This is a genomic window from Flavonifractor sp. An82, from assembly GCF_002159265.1.
In the GTDB taxonomy this organism is placed as follows: Bacteria; Bacillota; Clostridia; order Oscillospirales; family Oscillospiraceae; genus Flavonifractor.
The window spans coordinates 1-15,966 of record NZ_NFHG01000033.1; the positions used below are offsets into that span (position 1 = coordinate 1).

At 60.6% G+C, this 15,966-nt stretch carries 11 protein-coding genes and 1 pseudogene; 8 read left to right on the plus strand and 4 right to left on the minus strand.

The window, feature by feature from the left end; translation table 11 throughout:
- A partial coding sequence (locus B5G34_RS18855) for a hypothetical protein (RefSeq protein WP_087340424.1) occupies positions 1-2,711 on the plus strand: 2,711 nt, incomplete at its 5' end.
- A 76-nt stretch (positions 2,712-2,787) separates the two neighbouring features.
- Here the strand turns inward: B5G34_RS18855 and B5G34_RS17385 are convergent.
- A complete protein-coding gene (locus B5G34_RS17385) occupies positions 2,788-3,222 on the minus strand; it encodes a hypothetical protein (RefSeq protein WP_087340427.1) in 435 nt (144 codons plus the stop codon).
- Positions 3,223-3,533: 311 nt separating this feature from the next.
- Between B5G34_RS17385 and B5G34_RS17390 the strand changes: the two genes are divergently transcribed.
- Positions 3,534-5,726: an S-layer homology domain-containing protein gene (locus tag B5G34_RS17390; RefSeq protein ID WP_087340429.1), complete on the plus strand. Its 2,193-nt coding sequence runs from the start codon at positions 3,534-3,536 to the stop codon at positions 5,724-5,726.
- A 98-nt stretch (positions 5,727-5,824) separates the two neighbouring features.
- The gene (locus B5G34_RS17395; RefSeq protein WP_087340431.1) at positions 5,825-6,223 is read left to right on the plus strand and encodes a hypothetical protein; all 399 of its coding nucleotides are present in this window, start codon (positions 5,825-5,827) and stop codon (positions 6,221-6,223) included.
- Positions 6,224-6,274: 51 nt separating this feature from the next.
- On the opposite strand, the gene B5G34_RS17400 is transcribed toward B5G34_RS17395, so the two are convergent.
- From B5G34_RS17400 to B5G34_RS17410, 3 genes are all read right to left on the minus strand, one after another.
- Positions 6,275-9,580, minus strand: coding sequence for an S-layer homology domain-containing protein (locus B5G34_RS17400; RefSeq protein WP_162609524.1), 3,306 nt, complete (start codon positions 9,578-9,580; stop codon positions 6,275-6,277).
- A gap of 179 nt (positions 9,581-9,759) precedes the next feature.
- Positions 9,760-10,914 carry an aminotransferase class V-fold PLP-dependent enzyme gene (locus tag B5G34_RS17405; RefSeq protein ID WP_087340435.1) on the minus strand — a complete coding sequence of 385 codons (1,155 nt, stop codon included), beginning with the start codon at positions 10,912-10,914 and terminating at the stop codon, positions 9,760-9,762.
- A 73-nt stretch (positions 10,915-10,987) separates the two neighbouring features.
- Positions 10,988-12,151 (minus strand): hypothetical protein, encoded by a 1,164-nt coding sequence (locus B5G34_RS17410; RefSeq protein WP_087340436.1) that lies wholly within the window; start codon positions 12,149-12,151, stop codon positions 10,988-10,990.
- Positions 12,152-12,343: 192 nt separating this feature from the next.
- Between B5G34_RS17410 and B5G34_RS17415 the strand changes: the two genes are divergently transcribed.
- From B5G34_RS17415 to B5G34_RS17435, 5 genes and pseudogenes are all read left to right on the plus strand, one after another.
- Positions 12,344-12,898, plus strand: coding sequence for a hypothetical protein (locus B5G34_RS17415; RefSeq protein ID WP_087340438.1), 555 nt, complete (start codon positions 12,344-12,346; stop codon positions 12,896-12,898).
- An 11-nt stretch (positions 12,899-12,909) separates the two neighbouring features.
- Positions 12,910-13,596: a response regulator transcription factor gene (locus tag B5G34_RS17420; protein ID WP_087340439.1), complete on the plus strand. Its 687-nt coding sequence runs from the start codon at positions 12,910-12,912 to the stop codon at positions 13,594-13,596.
- The gene (locus B5G34_RS17425) at positions 13,593-14,069 is read left to right on the plus strand and encodes a hypothetical protein (protein ID WP_087340441.1); all 477 of its coding nucleotides are present in this window, start codon (positions 13,593-13,595) and stop codon (positions 14,067-14,069) included. The genes B5G34_RS17420 and B5G34_RS17425 overlap by 4 nt, the downstream gene beginning before the upstream one ends.
- Before the next feature lie 6 nt (positions 14,070-14,075).
- Complete coding sequence (locus B5G34_RS17430; protein ID WP_087340443.1) at positions 14,076-15,536, plus strand: HAMP domain-containing sensor histidine kinase; 1,461 nt, start codon at positions 14,076-14,078, stop codon at positions 15,534-15,536.
- Between the two features lie 114 nt (positions 15,537-15,650).
- A pseudogene (locus tag B5G34_RS17435) lies at positions 15,651-15,966 on the plus strand (hypothetical protein); the annotation flags it as partial.

Sequence of the window (15,966 nt, forward strand, 5' to 3'; positions counted from 1 at the left end):
GTGACGACGCTGCCCTGCTGATCTACAATGCTCTGGACATCGAGATGATCCAGAAGTACGAGGACGGCTATGCTCTGTCCTACGCTGATCACCGCACCATCCTGTCCGCTATGTACGGCGTGTACAAGGTGGAGGGCGTTGTGGTTGCCAACGAGTGGGCCATGCTGGACGACGACAGCGACACCGCTCTGAAGGAAGGCCTGACCACCATCTACAATGCTGATGGTATCTTCTCCACCACCACCAGCACCTCCGTCAACGACAAGGACAACAACGTCAAGACCGCTACCTTCGAGGTTTCCACCCCCGTTGATATGCTGGGCAAGACCGTTACCCTGTACGTGAAGAAGGCCACCATCCTGGAGAACTCCACCGTTTACGGTGAGGCCATTGTTGCTGCTGGCAACAACGTGATCACCACCGGCAACAAGGTCACCGGCGGTACCACCCGTGACGACAACTCCCTGGCTTCCCTGCTGAAGGGCACCGGCCTGTCCGTGGACAAGAACACCGAGTACTACCACAACTACGAGGAAGTTGCTCTCGACAGCACCAAGACTGCCGATGTCATGAACGTGAAGGGTGCTACCCTGACCGTCATCGACAACGACAACGACGGCTACGTGGAGTACGTCCTCTCCCTGGAGAAGACCCTCTCCGAGATCTCCTCCTACAACACCAGCAAGGAGACCCTGACCGTTAAGGGCATGATCACCGAGGACTTTGCCAATGTGGTGGGCTATGAGGACGTGGCTAAGGACGACATCGTCCTGGCTGTGACCTACGGTGGCCGTACCTATGTTGAGAAGCCCGAGACCGTCACCGGCGAGATGGAGTACTACACCACCAAGGTCGTGACCGACAAGTACATGACCGTGGACGGCACCGACTACTATGAGGATGGCCTGACCAACAAGTCCGGCGCCACCAAGTTCAAGGTTGATGAGTGCGAGATGCCCGGCGGCGTGCAGTTTGACGCCACCTACATCTTCTATCTGGACGAGTATGACAACGTGATCGCCTTCGAGGAAGTCGAGGCCGCTGCCAAGAACTACGCCCTGATCACCGACTCCGCCTTCTCCGTCAACGGCCTGACTCTGACCGCTGAGGTCGAGCTGCTGCTGTCCGACGGCACCACCGGCACCTATGACGTGAACTGGACCGCCACCCGTAACAACCTGTTCGGTAAGAACGGCGACGAGAGCCTGAAGAACTTCTTCGGCACCAGCGACGGCCGTTATCAGGCCAATGGTTACCGTCCTGCCGGCAGCGCTTCCGGTGTCCTGGTCACCTATTCCTTCAACGAGGATAACGAGGTCACCCTGGGCGAGCCCGACGTGAACCTGTCCGCTCGCAAGCAGACCAGCCCCACCCTGATCACCAGCTATGATGCTTCCAACTACGACACCGCCAACGTTGCTACCCTGAATGCTGCCATCAGCAAGGGCGACACCTACTTCGAGGTGGACGGCAACGGCACCAACTATGTCTACTCCTATGTGGACAATGACAAGGATGTCCAGGAGAAGGCTGTGGATGTCAACAGCGACGTGAAGTTCGGTATCGACGACGAGACCGTGGTGTTCTTCTGGGACGGCAGCGACGCCAACGTGGCTATCGGCTACGAGAACCTGTACAACACCGAGAAGTTTACCTCCGGCTCCTCCCACAAGGTTGACGTTGTCATGTACAACCCCGAGGCCTATGACAACGGCAAGACCGGCGTGGCCAACGTGATCGTTGTCCATGGCGACTATGACGCTGAGAAGGAGACCCACTACGCTCTGGTTCTGGATACCTACCGCCAGTACAGCACCTACAATGTGTACAACGTCATCCTGGAGGATGGTACCATCACCACCCTGAAGACCGAGACTCCCAATACCATGACTGACGGCGTCAACAACATGGTCTACGAGTACTCCACCGACTCCAAGGGCTGGACCACCTTCACCAGCGTGTTTGGCGGCAATAACGACAAGAACGAGTACCTGGTGGACGGCAATAAGGTGCTCACCACCGTTAACGATGTGGATCTTGACAGCAGCGGCGACCCCGTCCACAACATCGCCTTCGGCTATGTGTACGTGCCCTACGCCAAGTGGGTTGAGACCTATCACGCTTATGGCACCAGCACTCCTAAGGCTGTTGCTTGGGATGCCATGCTGGCTGACCGCAATGCTGACGTGATCTTCAACGCCTTTGATGTGGATAAGGATGACGAGACCGCCGATACCATCGCCTTCGAGAACGGCCAGCAGGCTGTCATCGTCTACGACAAGGATCTGCGCGTGAAGTGCGCCTGGGTCATTGCCGACAAGGATGACGACATCGTGATCCCCGGCGATACTCAGAACGACCGCATCACTTCCACCACTGTCAATGGCTTTAAGACCCGCAGCGCTGGCGATTATGCCACCATCTCTAAGGCTGTTGCCAACGCCACTCCTCTGCCCCTGTCTGCCGATCAGGCTGGTCAGGCTACTGCTACTGTTGTTCTGACCTTCGACAGCGCTGTGGATGCTTATCGTTCCGGTAAGTTCATCGACAGCGACATGGCTAAGGATGCCACTGACGCCGACCTGACCACTTCTATGAGCACCACCGTTGCTAACGGCGCTCTGAATGACGGTAATGTTATCGTGGTCAAGACCTACGATAGCGCTACTAAGGTCGCTATGTACTCTGCCTACATCGTTGAGATTCAGTAATTCTCAATCGCTTCAGTAAGCAGCTAAGAGCCCCCGAACCTTTGGTTCGGGGGCTCTTCTATTTTGATAAGTAATTTTATTTAATCGCCAGGTAACGATATTCTTCCCCCTGTTTATTGGTCACAGGATAGTAGTCCTCATCATTGAGTCCGATGCGGATGAAACCATAATGCACTTGAAACCCATTGCTTGTCACAGCCAGCATGGTCTGATTGTCTTCCTGACTGATATAGGGCTTTCCCTCAAAGGTCAGCAATGCTTCCTTGTCGCGGCAAAACAACAAAACCAGCTTAGGCTTGCTTCCAAGGGAGATTTGACGATTTTCTCCGTTGTTACCCGTGTAGCTGCCCCATACCACCTCCGCTTTTTCCGTCAGCTTTTGGTCCGTGTCTGTCTCCACCCCCTTGATAGCCTCATCGATCTTCTTCAGGTCCTCATTGAAGTCCGTCCGCAGGAAATTGTCCTCCGGGGCCCACTGGTGGAACCCATAATTGGATGTGTAAGTTGCCATTATTATCCCTCCTCGGCTGTGGCCGGCGGAGGGCCTTTTGTTGCACGGCCGCAAAACGGGCGGGCGGCCGTAAAGGCCGCCCCTGCTGCCCGACCTTCCCCGGTAGGGGCCGACATCCCAGGGTGGCTTCTCTTGCCCCTTTGGGGCAATTCACCGTCTGCCCACATCGGCCCGCTGTGCTCCGCTCCAGTTGACATTTGTATTACATTACGGCCCAAAATGTTGACGGCGGCGGGAATTGGGGTATCATTAAAGAGAGAGAATCAGGAGCATTTTGCTCCTTTCCATGACCCCTGAAGGAGGAATGCACCATGCGAACATGGAAACGGAGGTTGGCGCTGGCCCTGTCGGCGCTGACCCTGTCCGGGCTGCTGCCCCTGCCCGCCTCGGCGGCCAGCAGCGATTTTGTGGACGGTGACCAGATCACCCACACCGAGGCGGTGGACGTAATGACTGCCCTGGGGGTATTTCAGGGCAGCGGCGACGCCTTCAGCCCCAACGCCACCCTGACCCGGGAGCAGGCGGCCAAGATCCTCTGCGCCATGCTGGGCGGCCTGGAGGAGGCCGGACAGCTTTACGCCGGGACCCAGCGCTTCTCCGACGTGCCCACAAGCCGCTGGTCTGCCCCCTATATCGCTTACTGCGTCCAGAACAACATCCTGGCCGGAGACGGCAGCGGCCGCTTTTATCCCGAGCAGCCCCTTACCGGCGCGTCCTTTGCCAAAATGCTGCTGGTGGCGCTGGGGTATGACCCGGCAGCCGAGGGCTACACCGGCGGAGACTGGATGCTGAATGTGGCCTCCGCGGCGTCGGAGCTGGGTCTGGCCTCTCAGGACCTGGATCTGACCCGGAGCATCAGCCGCCAGGACGCGGCCCTGATGTGCTTTCAGGCCCTGACCTGCGATATGGTCCGCTACCAGGGCCGCAGCGACAGCTTTACCAACCGCCCGGTGGTGGGTAAGGTGGACGGCTATTACGATCACGACTACAACGGCAGCAAGGACGGCATACAGCAGTTCTGCGAGGCCTATTTCCCAGACCTGGAGCTGACGACCGCCTACGACGGTTTTGGCCGTCCCGGCAGCGGCTGGCAGTGGAAGGGCGAGAAGGTCCATTACACCCCCCACACCCCCGCCGCCGTGTTTTCCCTGTCCACCAGCGCCCAGGAGGTGGCCGACACCCTTTCGGCCTGCTCGTTTAAGGATACCTACCTCTATGGCTCCAGCGAGCGCATTACCAACAGCAAGAAGATCACCTTCAACGCTGCGGCCAACCTGACCTACTCCGGTTCCGGCGAAAGCTCCACCCAGACCGCATGCTGGATCAACGACCAGACCACCGCGGACTTTCTGGCCCAGTTTACCGAGAACGGGCGGCAGGTGGAGATCTACACCGGGGAGAAAAATGCAATTACCGACATTGTGGTCATCACCTATCAGGTGGACACCCTCTCCGACGTGACTGTGACCTCCGGCATGACCACCTACACCATCGGCGGCGCAGGCTATGTGGACTATCTGTACTCCTCCGCCGACACGGCGGTGCTCCACGGCGAGGTAAAAGCAGGCGATACCGTCACCTGCGCGGTGGCCGACGGCGTGGCCCACATTTACCCCACCCGGCAGGTAACGGGCACCCTTACCAGCCTGTCTGCCGATCAGGCGGTCATTTCCGGCGAAACCTACCCTCTGGCCACCGGCGTATCCGGCGTGGCCGCGCTCCAGCCCGATACGGACGGGGTTTTCTGCCTGGACCAGTCGGGCAGCGTGGTGGCTGTGCGCCCGGAGGAGCCCTCCTCCGGCTACGCCATGGTGCTGGGTATGGCGGGTACCCTGACCGACGGTCAGCCCTCCGTTACCGCCCAGCTGCTCCTCTCCGACGGCACGGTGGGGCAGTTCCCGGTGGCTCTGCAAACCCTGACTGCCGCCGACCTGACCGCCGGTGCTCCCTATGGGAAAAACGGCTCCTTCGGCCCCAACGCCGCCAATAACCCCGCCGGCGTGATCCGGGAGGGAGCGGGCTATGTGTCCGCCTCCGCCGTCAGCCTGGAGGTGGGGGACGTGGTGATCCGCAATACCAACCTTCTGGTCTATGACGCCAGCGCCGACGGCCAGGATTCCAACGGAGAGAATACCAGCCAATCAGTGGCCGCCGCTGCTGATCTGTCCGGCATCCTGGCCTATACCCGGCAGGGGAATACCGTGGCCCTCTATCCTCTCCCCGACGCATCCGACAGCATGACCGCCTATGCGCTGTATCAGGAGAGCGGCCTGGACGTCTCCGCCATGGGGGGCAGCAGCCAGACCGGCCGCCAGTACAGCCTGACCCTGAACAGCAATACCCTCTTTGTGATCTACGACCCCGCCGTTAAGCAGGCGGTGTGCTATGAGGGCATTGTCAATCTGCCCGCCCATGTGCCCGGTATGGACAATGCCGATGTGGTGATCCGGGCCTATGCCGCCGACGCCGGCGAAGCCGCCGTCATCTTTGGTACCGCCAACTGAATAGAGAGTGTGGAAAGGACGTGCCCTCCGGGGCACGTCCTTTTTTATGCCTGTGCAACAAAAAGCCCTCCACGGGCGATAGCCGAGGAGGGATAATAATGGCAACTTACACATCCAATTACGGGCTCCACCAGTGGGCCCCGGAGGACAATTTCCTGAGGACGGATTTCAATGAAGACCTGAAGAAGATCGATGAGGCCTTGGGGGAGAAGGCGGAGCAAAGCTCTGTTTTGACATTAGCCACAGAAGTACAACAAAAGACTCAAGCAGTTGAGGGACAGTTTACCGGCGATGGAGCATATACCAAAACCATCAATCTGGGTCATAAACCGGTTGTGGTTTGGTGCTGGTCTGATATCTCCAGTGGGTTTTCTGTCCAAAATTATAGTCAGGGCAGTATAGAGCTTGCAGCCAGCGGTTTTACCGTGTATAAAAATGATAACCAAAACACCAACCAATCCGGCCGCAAATATACCTATCTGGCTTTTTATAGGTAAAAGTAAAAGCGTCCCCCTGAAAAGGGGGACGCTTTTGCTGTAAGAGATTGCTTACTTCACGAAGGTGTAAGCATAGTAGGTGCTCACAAGGTTATTGTTGACCTCAATAACGATGTAGTTACCCTCGGCAATGGTCACACCAGCGTTAGCCCAGTTCTGGGTGGTACCAGACAGGGCGTTATTACCCTGGGTAACGTTGCCGGTCAAAGCAGCAGTCTTGCTGCCGAACAGGCCAGCATTGCCCCAGCACTCGCCATTGCCCAGATTCTTGGCGGTCAGGGCAATCTTGTATTTCTGAGAAGAGTCGCTGTTCATCTTGATGGTCTCAGCGTTCTCAACAGCCTTGGCAATGGTGGAATAGCCGGCAGAGGGCACATACTGAGTAGCGTCGTTCACCACAACGGAAGCCAGCAGGTCACGGCCGTCATTGTTGCCGCCGGGAGTCACATCGGCCTCCATCTTGTAGGTGTCAGTGATAAAGGCCACAACAGCCTTCTTGCTCTCGTCGAACACGACCCAGCCGTACTGACCGGAGGTAAACTCAGTCTCAGCAGCGGTATCGGCATCGTAATCGGTGTTGTCCACATCGATGACCAGAGCCTTATCAGCGTAGCGGACCCAGTAGTTGTCCAGCAGAGCGGTCTGGTTGACAGCCTCGGGATCGTTGGCATCCAGATCGGCAGCAGTGCTGAAGTCGTAGACCTTCACATAGTCGGTGCGGTCGACCACGATCATACCCAGGTCAGCGCCGGTGTCGGTGGAGGTGGGAGCAGGCTGACCAGCATAGTACTTATCGGTCACAGGAGTCAGCTTATACAGGTCGCCGTCCTTGGAGTAGGTGACCAGAGCGCCAGCATATCTGTTGGCAACAGAGGAGCCGTCCTTGGACTGGATCTCAAAGACATTGCCCTCTTCGTCGATGGCGGTGTAGGTGTAGATGCTGCCGCTCTTGTTGTAGGTCTTCATCAGGAAGAGGTAGTCCTCGCTGCCGAAGGAAGCCTTAGTGGTGTAAACCACAATGACCTCGGCCACGTCGGTGGCGTCGTCAAAGGCAACCACGGATACCTTAGTGTTCACCTGATCAATACCGGAACCGCTGCCAGCCTTGGGAATCAGGTTGGCCATAGCGCTGTAGCCCTTGACCACATTGGCCTTGGAGCCGTTATAGTAGTAAACAACGGTGTCCTCGTCAATGCCGTAGCTGCCGCGGTGATCGGTAGCGTAGTTACCGCCGTAGGTGTAGATGAGGTCAACATCGCCCTTCTCCAGGTCAGCGCCCAGAATGGCAGTGGTCTTGGGCTGCTGAGGAGCAAAGAACCCATTGACATTGTAAGTGGTGGAAGTACCATTCACCCAAGTACCCAGGTCCAGACCAGCAGGCTGGAAGGTCACTTCCTGAGTGTCCTCGTCAATGGTGTAAGCCACCAGGTTACCGGCGGCATAACCGCGGTCACCCTTACCCACCTGGCTGATATCGTCGGAACCCATGAACTTCAGAACGGCGTCCATAGCGTTGTCGTCGTTGATAGAGCTCTTAAACCACTTCTCGATAGCGGTATCACCGTCATTATCATCGGCCATAGCCTCGAACTTGGAAGCGGTAGCATCCATATCGACGTCATAGATCTTGGAGGTGCCGTCAGCCAGCAGCAGCTTGATCTGACCGGTGGTGGTCAGGCCGTTGATGGAGTAGGCGGAATCCAGAGCCAGAGCGTACTGGGTGGGAGCGCCCTCGACCTCACGATAGGCCAGGATGTTGCCGAAGTCGTCCAGGAAGAAGTCGTAAGTAGCGTCAAACTGCACGCCGGTAGCGGTGGCGCAGTCGGTGAGCACAAACTTGATGGTGTTCTTGTTGCTGACGCTCAGAACCTTCAGCTCGTCCTCGTTGTACTTCTCGCCCTCAACCTTGATGTAGTTCTTGGAGGGATCCTTGCTGGTGGCGTTGAAGAGCTCCATCTCGCCGGTAACGGTCTTGGGATACTCAACATAGGTGCGGCCGCCGTACTGGACAACCAGAACCACGTCGTCCTTAGCCAGATCCTCGGAGGTGACGATCTCGTCGTTGTCCACAACGTCGTCGCCGGGCAGGCCGTACAGAGTGGTGGTGTCGTTCTTGGTGCTGACAGCGGACACATAGGTCAGGTCCTTCTGCAGGGAGAGGACATAGTCCACATAGCCGTCGTTGTCGTTGTCGATGACGGTCAGAGCAGCGCCGCGCACGTTCATCACGTCACTGGTATCGGTGTTGTCGATGGCGACTTCCTCGTAGTTGTGATAGTACTCGGTGTACTTGTCAACGGACAGGCCGGTGCCCTTCAGCAGGGAAGCCAGGGAGTCGTCGTCCTTGGTGGTGCCGCCGGTGACGCGGACGCCAGTCTCGATGACGTTGTTGCTGGAGGCAACAATGGCATCACCATAAACAGTGGAGTTCTCCAGGATGGTGGCCTTCTTCACATACATGACAACGGTCTTACCCAGCATATCAACGGGGGTGGAAACCTCGAAGGTAGCGGTCTTGACGTTGCTGTCCTTGTCGTTGACGGAGGTGCTGGTGGTGGTGGAGAAGATGCCATCAGCATTGTAGATGGTGGTCAGGCCGGTCTTCAGAGCGGTATCGCTGTCATCGTCCAGGATGGCCCACTCGTTGGCGGTGACAACGCCCTCCACCTTGTACACGCCGTACATGGCGGACAGGATGGTGCGGTGATCAGCGTAGGACAGAGCATAGCCGTCCTCGTACTTCTGGATCATCTCGATGTCCAGAGCATTGTAGATCAGCAGGGCAGCGTCGTCACGGCTCAGCTTGTCGGTGACGGGCTTGGTGTAGTTGCGGAAGATGCCCAGCTTGGAAGCCAGAGCGATGGTCTTGATCTCCCACTGAGAACCGGTCAGGCCCTCAACAGCGGGATCATAACCAGCGGCGACCAGCAGCATCTTGGCGGCCTCAGTACCGGTCACGCCGGTGTTGGGGTCGAAGGTGTTGTTGCCACGGCCGGCGATGATGCCGGTGGTGTAGCAGAAGTTGATGTGGCCCTTGGCCCAGCTGTTGCTGATGTCGGTCAGGCCGGTGGGGGTGTTCTCGTACAGATCACCCTTGTCAATGCCCAGGTTCATGATGACGGAGATCATCTTCGCCATCATAGCACGGTCCACGCCCTGGGTGGGAGCGTAGTAAGAACCGTCCTCCATGCCGTTGATCACGCCCAGGGAAACGAGCATGGAAACGGCATCCTTGTTCACGATCTCATCCTTATCGGTGAAATCGTTGTAGCCCGCAGCGTTGGCGCCGACAACCATCATGCCGATCAGCATCATGACGGCCAGAGCCAGGCTGAGAACTCGCTTGAGGTTTCTCATTCGGAATTCCTCCTTATTAGATTTGGCCCGGGAGGCAAGGGAACATCCTCTCCTCCCGAGTCTGGACTTATCATAATCCATCCCTCCCGCCGAGTCAACACCCCCGGCGGTTTTGTAACATAAGCGTAAAATAAGAGGGCGAATGTTACAGGGGCGGATTCAGGGGATGGGCCCGGCTTTTACTCCAGGAGAAGGCGATAGACGGCGTCCTGGACGTAATCCAGCTCCTCAAAGGTGGTGAAGGGGCCCACGGAGAAGCGGACCGCCCCCTGGGGGAAGGTGCCCAGGGTCTGGTGGGCCAGGGGGGCACAGTGGAGGCCGCACCGGGTCTGGATGCCGTACTCCTGCTCCAGCCGGAAGGCCATCTCGGCGTTGTCGGCCTTCAAAAAGTCGATGGACACCACGCCGGTACGGTTGGACGGGTCCCGGCTGCCCAGCACCCGGATGCCGTCCTCCTCCAGCTCCATGAGCCGTGCCCACAGGTGACCGGCCAGCTTATGCTCTCTGATCCGGAGGGCCTCCCCCTCCCCTTCCAGATAGTCCAGGGCGGCCCCCAGGCCGAAGATGCCGGGCAGATTCAGGGTGCCCGCCTCCAGCCGGTCGGGCAGGAAGGGGGGCATATCCAGAGACTCGGACATGCTGCCGGTGCCGCCGGAGAGCAGCGGCTCCAGCTCACTCGCCAGCGCGTCGGTGATCACCAGGCCGCCGATGCCCTGGGGGCCCAGCAGCCCCTTGTGGCCGGGGAAGGCCAGACCGTCAATGGCCATGGCGGTCATATCCACGGGGATGGCCCCCAGAGTCTGGGCGGCGTCCGCCAGGAAGAAAATGCCCCGCTCCCGGCAGAGGGGGCCAACCTGCTCAATGGGGAAGCGGGTGCCCGACACGTTGGAGCCGTGGCAGAGAATCACCGCCCGCACGTCGGGGGTCAGCCGATCGGCCAATCCCTCCAGAATGAGCTCCCCCCGGTCGGTGCAGGGCAGCAGTTCCACCGTCACCCCCCGCTTTTTCAGCTGCTCCAGGGGGCGGAGGACGGCGTTGTGCTCCATGGGGCTGGTGAGCACCTTGTCTCCCGGCCGGAGCAGACCCTTGAGCAGCATATTCAGCCCCGCCGTGGCGCCGGGGGTAAAGACCACGTTGCGGGAGCCGGGGCCGTTGACCAGGGAATTGAGCTTCTCCCGGATCTCCAGCACTCGCCCGGCAGCGTCATAGGCCTGCTGATAGCCTCCGCGGGCAATGTTGCAGCCGATGTTGGTAATGTAATTGGCCATGGCCTCCCCCACGCCGGGGGCCTTGGGATAGGATGTGGCTCCGTTGTCCAGATACACGCTGCGCATGGCGGCGGCCTCCTTACTACCTTATAATATAGAATATAAAAACGGGGCGGACCTATGGCCCGCCCCTCTGCATTCAAAATACGGTCTCCACCGGCAGGCGGACCTGATAGTTTTTCTGGTCCAGCCGGGGCAGCAGCCGGTCCAGCAGGTCGGCGGTACCGGCGCCGTCGTCCAGCAGCAGGCGCACGCTGCCGCTGCGGCTGTCAAGGGCGCTGAGCAGGGCCGAGCTGCGGTTATAGGCGGTACGGCTGTCCTCCAGCTGCCGGAGCTGGGGGGTCCAGCAGGCCCAGCCGTCCCCCTCCAGGGCTGCGGCCACATCGTTCCCCGCCGCCTCCAGATAGACGGCGTGGGGCTGGACCCGGATCAGCCGGGCCAGCAGGGCGGAGCCGGTCTCCAGCTCCTCCTCCACCTGGGAGAGGGTGGTGCCGGTCACGCTGAGCCCCACCAGATGGCCGCTGCCCACCATGCGGCGGAGGGTCTCCCCGCTGTCCGCCAGATCCTCCGGGCGGAAGAGGAAGAGGGCACGGACTCCGGCCTCCTCCAGCTGGTCCAGAATCCCGTTCAGATCCCCGCCCCCGCCGCACAAAAAGGACAGGTAGAGGGTCTGGGCGGTCTCCGTGGGCTCCGGAGTGGTGTTGGGCCGAGTGGGGGTCTGGGCGGAGGGCTGGGGGCTCTCCGGATTGAGCTGATTTAAGTAGCGGTTGTAGCGCTCCTTCATGGAGCTCTCGGCGTACTGGACGAATTTGGTGCTGTCCAGCCACTCCTGGCCGTTGGTGATGCGGATCAGGGTGCCGTAACTGGTGGGGGTATAGCTGTACCCCAGGCCGAAATAGGCACACACCGACGCCACCGGCACAAAGATCCAGCCGTTGCGGGAGATGGCCCGCATACTCAGGGTCTGGCCGTCCCGGTCCACGCAGGTGCCCTTGTTGATATCAAAGGTGAGCATACCGTTGAGGCTGTACAGGGTGAGCCGGTAGTCGTCTCCCTCCCGGATCTGCCCGTAGCTCACCCCCAGGTTCACCCCGGTCACCGTCCAGTCAAAGGCCGTGTAGGGTACGTACAAAACGCCGCCGATCCAGGCCGGCATGGCGTTGACCGGCAGGTCCACCATGACGTCGTTTTCCGCCAGCAGGTAGATGGCCACGTTGTCCGCCCGGGCGGTGCTCATCAGCCCGGGGCCGATCACCAGCAGGGCCGCGCACATCAGCGTCAGCAGCCGCTTTTTCCAGCCCATACCCACACTCCTTTCCTGTTTGTCTCGTAGATGTTAGTTATTATATCATGCTTTCCCCCGCCGGTAAAGCCGCTTGCACCCTCACCCGGGGACTGGTATAATGGTGCCGGTTTTAATGGAATTTTAAGGAGGGCTCAATCCCTTCTTTACCGGGTGTGGGGTATACTGGTACCACGGAAAGGATGTGAGCCCATGGAAATCACATTGGAATTGGTGGACCGGCTGCGCAAACGGGCCAACGTGTCCTATGAGGAGGCCAAGGCCGTGCTGGAGGAGGCGGAGGGCAACCTGCTGGACGCCCTGATCCTGCTGGAACAGCGGGGGAAGATCCGCTCCGACGGCGGGGAGAGCGCCCACTACTCCACCAAATCGGGGGAGGAGACCGCACCCCCCTCCCCGGAGCCTCAGGCCCAGAGCTGGGAGAAGGAGGAGCAGGGCGGCGTCTGGTCCCACATCGGCCGCGCCCTGACGGAAAACCGGTTTGAGATCTGGCGGCGGGGCGTCTATACCGACTCCATTCCCCTCATTATCTTTATCCTGCTGGTGGTGCTGGCCTTCTGGATCACCCTGCCCCTGCTGGTGATCGGCCTGCTGTGTGGGTTCCGGTACCGGTTTGCCGGGCCGGATTTTGACGACAACGCCGTGAGCCAGGCTGTCAACCACGCCGCCGACGCCGTAGGGGACGCCATGGAGCGGGTGCGGGCCGAGGCCGAGCAGGCCGCCCACAAAAAGCAATCCAAGCAATGAGGTGACATGCCATGGAGGAGCGTATCCTGCTGGTGGAGGACGAAGAAAAGCTGGCCCGCATGGTGGAGCTGGAGCTGAACTACGAGGGCTATCAGGTGGAAAAGGCCTTTGACGGCCGGACCGGGCTGGAGCTGGCCCTGTCCGGCCGGTTCGACCTGATCCTGCTGGACATCATGCTGCCGGCCCTCTCCGGCATGGAGGTGCTCCGCCGTCTGCGGCGGGAGAGTCAGGTGCCCGTCATCATGCTCACCGCCCGGGACACGGTGGTGGACAAGGTGTCCGGGCTGGACATGGGAGCGGACGACTATGTGACCAAGCCCTTCGCCACCGAGGAGCTGTTGGCCCGCATCCGGGCCGCCCTGCGCAAGCGTCCCGGCCGGGCCGAGCCGGACAGCCGTCTGTCGGTGGGGCCTCTGTCCATGGACGTGGAACGTCATCAGGTGACGGTGGACGGCAAGGACGTGGCCCTCACCCGCCGGGAATTCGACCTGCTCCACTGCCTGCTGGAACACAAGGAGAAGGTGCTCTCCCGGGAGGAGCTGCTGGAGCAGGTGTGGGGGTTCGACTTTCTGGGCGAGACCAACACCGTGGACGTATACATCCGCTTTCTGCGGACCAAGCTGGACGAGGCGTTCCACATCAAACTGATCCACACCGTACGGGGTGTGGGCTATGTGATTCGGGAGGAGTCAGAATGAAGGTTTCCGCCATTGTCTACACCAGCAACACCGGGTTCACCGCCCAGTACGCCACCCTGCTCTCCCACCAGACCGGGCTGCCCCTGTACCGGCTGGAGGAGTGCGATCTGCCCGGGAGCACCCAGGTGCTCTTTCTGGGCTGGCTGTGCGCCGGGAAGATCCAGGGCCTGAAGGGGGCCATGGGCCGCTTCCAGGTGGCGGGGATCTGCGCCGTGGGTCTGGCCCCCCAGGCCGATCCCGCCAAGCTGGCCGGGGACAACCGCTGCGGGGGGCTTCCCCTCTTTTATCTGCGGGGCGGCTATGCCCCCGCTCGCATCAGGGGCAGATACAAGATGATGATGGCCATGATGAAGGCCATTCTCTCCAAAAAAACAGACCGGGAGTCCCAGGAGGCGCTGAAGGCCATCGTGGGGGGCGCCGACTGGGTGGACACTGCCCAACTGGCGCCGGTGCTGGACTGGCTGGAGGGGTAAGGGGACATGGCCGATAAGACCACCCGGCCACCCGGCCGCATCAAGTCCTCCATTGTGGCCCGGCTCAACGCCCGGCTCTTTTTCCGGCTGCTGGGGATCTACCTTTTTCTGGACCTGCTGCTCATCCTGCTGTTCTGCGGCGGGCTGCTGGTGTGGTCGGAGGGGCAGGCCGCCCACATTGCCGCCCAGGTGGAGGAGCAGGGGCTGCCCGCCCCGGAGGACGAGGCCTGGACCCAGGCGGCGGGCTTTACCCTCGTTGACGGTCCAGCTTCCGCTGAGGGTTATGCCCTGCCCGCCGTCCTGACCGACCATCTGGACCCGCCGGAGGCGCCCCGGTATTTTGTGCCGGGGGACCTGGACCCTATGCGGCTGTTTACCTTCCGCACCGGCGAGGCCACCCGGTACATGATCCAGTTGGAGCAGGAAGCAGGGCCCTACACCCTCACCCTGGACCTGACCCGCCCCGCCCGCATCTTCTGCTTTGCCGCCCGGGTGGTGGTATTCTGCCAGCTGGTCAGTCTGGTACTCAACCTTTTCAAAAACGCCGGCACTATCCGCCGCACCCTGCGGCCCATCCAGGAGCTGGCCACCGCCGCCAGCCGGTTGGGCAGTTCCATGTCCCCCGAGGAGCTCCAGGCCCTGGCGGGCAAGCTGGACGAGATCAACGCCAGCCATCTGGACCGGCGCATTCCGGTCACCGGCACCCAGAAGGAGCTGAAGACCCTGGCCCAGGCCATCAACGCCATGCTGGACCGCATCAACGAGGCCTACCGCTCCCAGAGCCGGTTCGTCTCCGACGCCAGCCATGAGCTGCGCACCCCCATCGCCGTCATTCAGGGCTATGCCAGTCTGCTGGACCGGTGGGGCAAGGACGACCCGGCCACCCGGCAGGAGGCCATCGACGCCATCCGCCAGGAGGCCGACTCCATGAAGGCCCTGGTGGAGCAGCTGCTCTTCCTGGCCCGGGGGGACAACGACTCGGTGCGCTTCCAGCCCCAGCTGTGCGACCTCACCGAGGTGGCCGCCGAGGTGCTGCGGGAGACCGAGATGCTGGATCAGACCCACCGCTTTGAGGGCAAATGGCTGTGTGCTGTACCGGTGGTAGCCGACGAGGCTCTCCTCAAGCAGGCCCTGCGCATTCTGGTGGACAACGCCGTCAAATACACCCCGGCGGGCGGTCGCATCGCTCTGTCCGCCCAGGGAAAGGACGGCCTGGCCCGGCTGACGGTATCTGACGAAGGGCAGGGTATCGACAAGAACAGCCTGCCCCACATCTTTGACCGCTTCTACCGCACCGACGAGAGCCGGGCCCGCCAGACCGGCGGCACCGGTCTGGGCCTATCCATCGCCAAGTGGATCGCCGACCGCCACAACGGCTGGTTCGAGGTGGTGTCCTGGCCGGGGGTAGGTTCCCGCTTCACCTTGGTGCTCCCCCTGGACCCCATGGCTTCCGCCCCGCCATCCTAGTCTTTTTTCATCCCCGCTCCGGCGGGGATGTTTTTTTGCAAAAAGGCGGGAACTTTCTGGCAGGGGCCGCCGTCCAATAGAGCGATCACAAAAAAACATAAAAGGAGTACTTCCATGAATCATCGTTTCATCGCCCTGGCTCTGGCCGGAGCCCTGACCTTTACCACTCTGACCGCCTGCGGCGGAGGTAATACCCCCGCTCCCGAGTCCTCCGCCCCCGTGGTGGAGAACAGCGCCTCTCCCCTGCCTGAGAGCTCCGCCCCCGTTACCGAGGAGAGCCCCGATGCCCTGCCCGAGTCCTCCGCTCCCGTGGAGGAGAGCAGCGAGCCCTCTGCCGCTCCCTCCGCTCAGCCCACCACCAAGCCTACCGCTACCCCCAAGCCCACGAACAAGCCCACCGCAACTCCCAAGCCCACCGTGAAGCCCACCC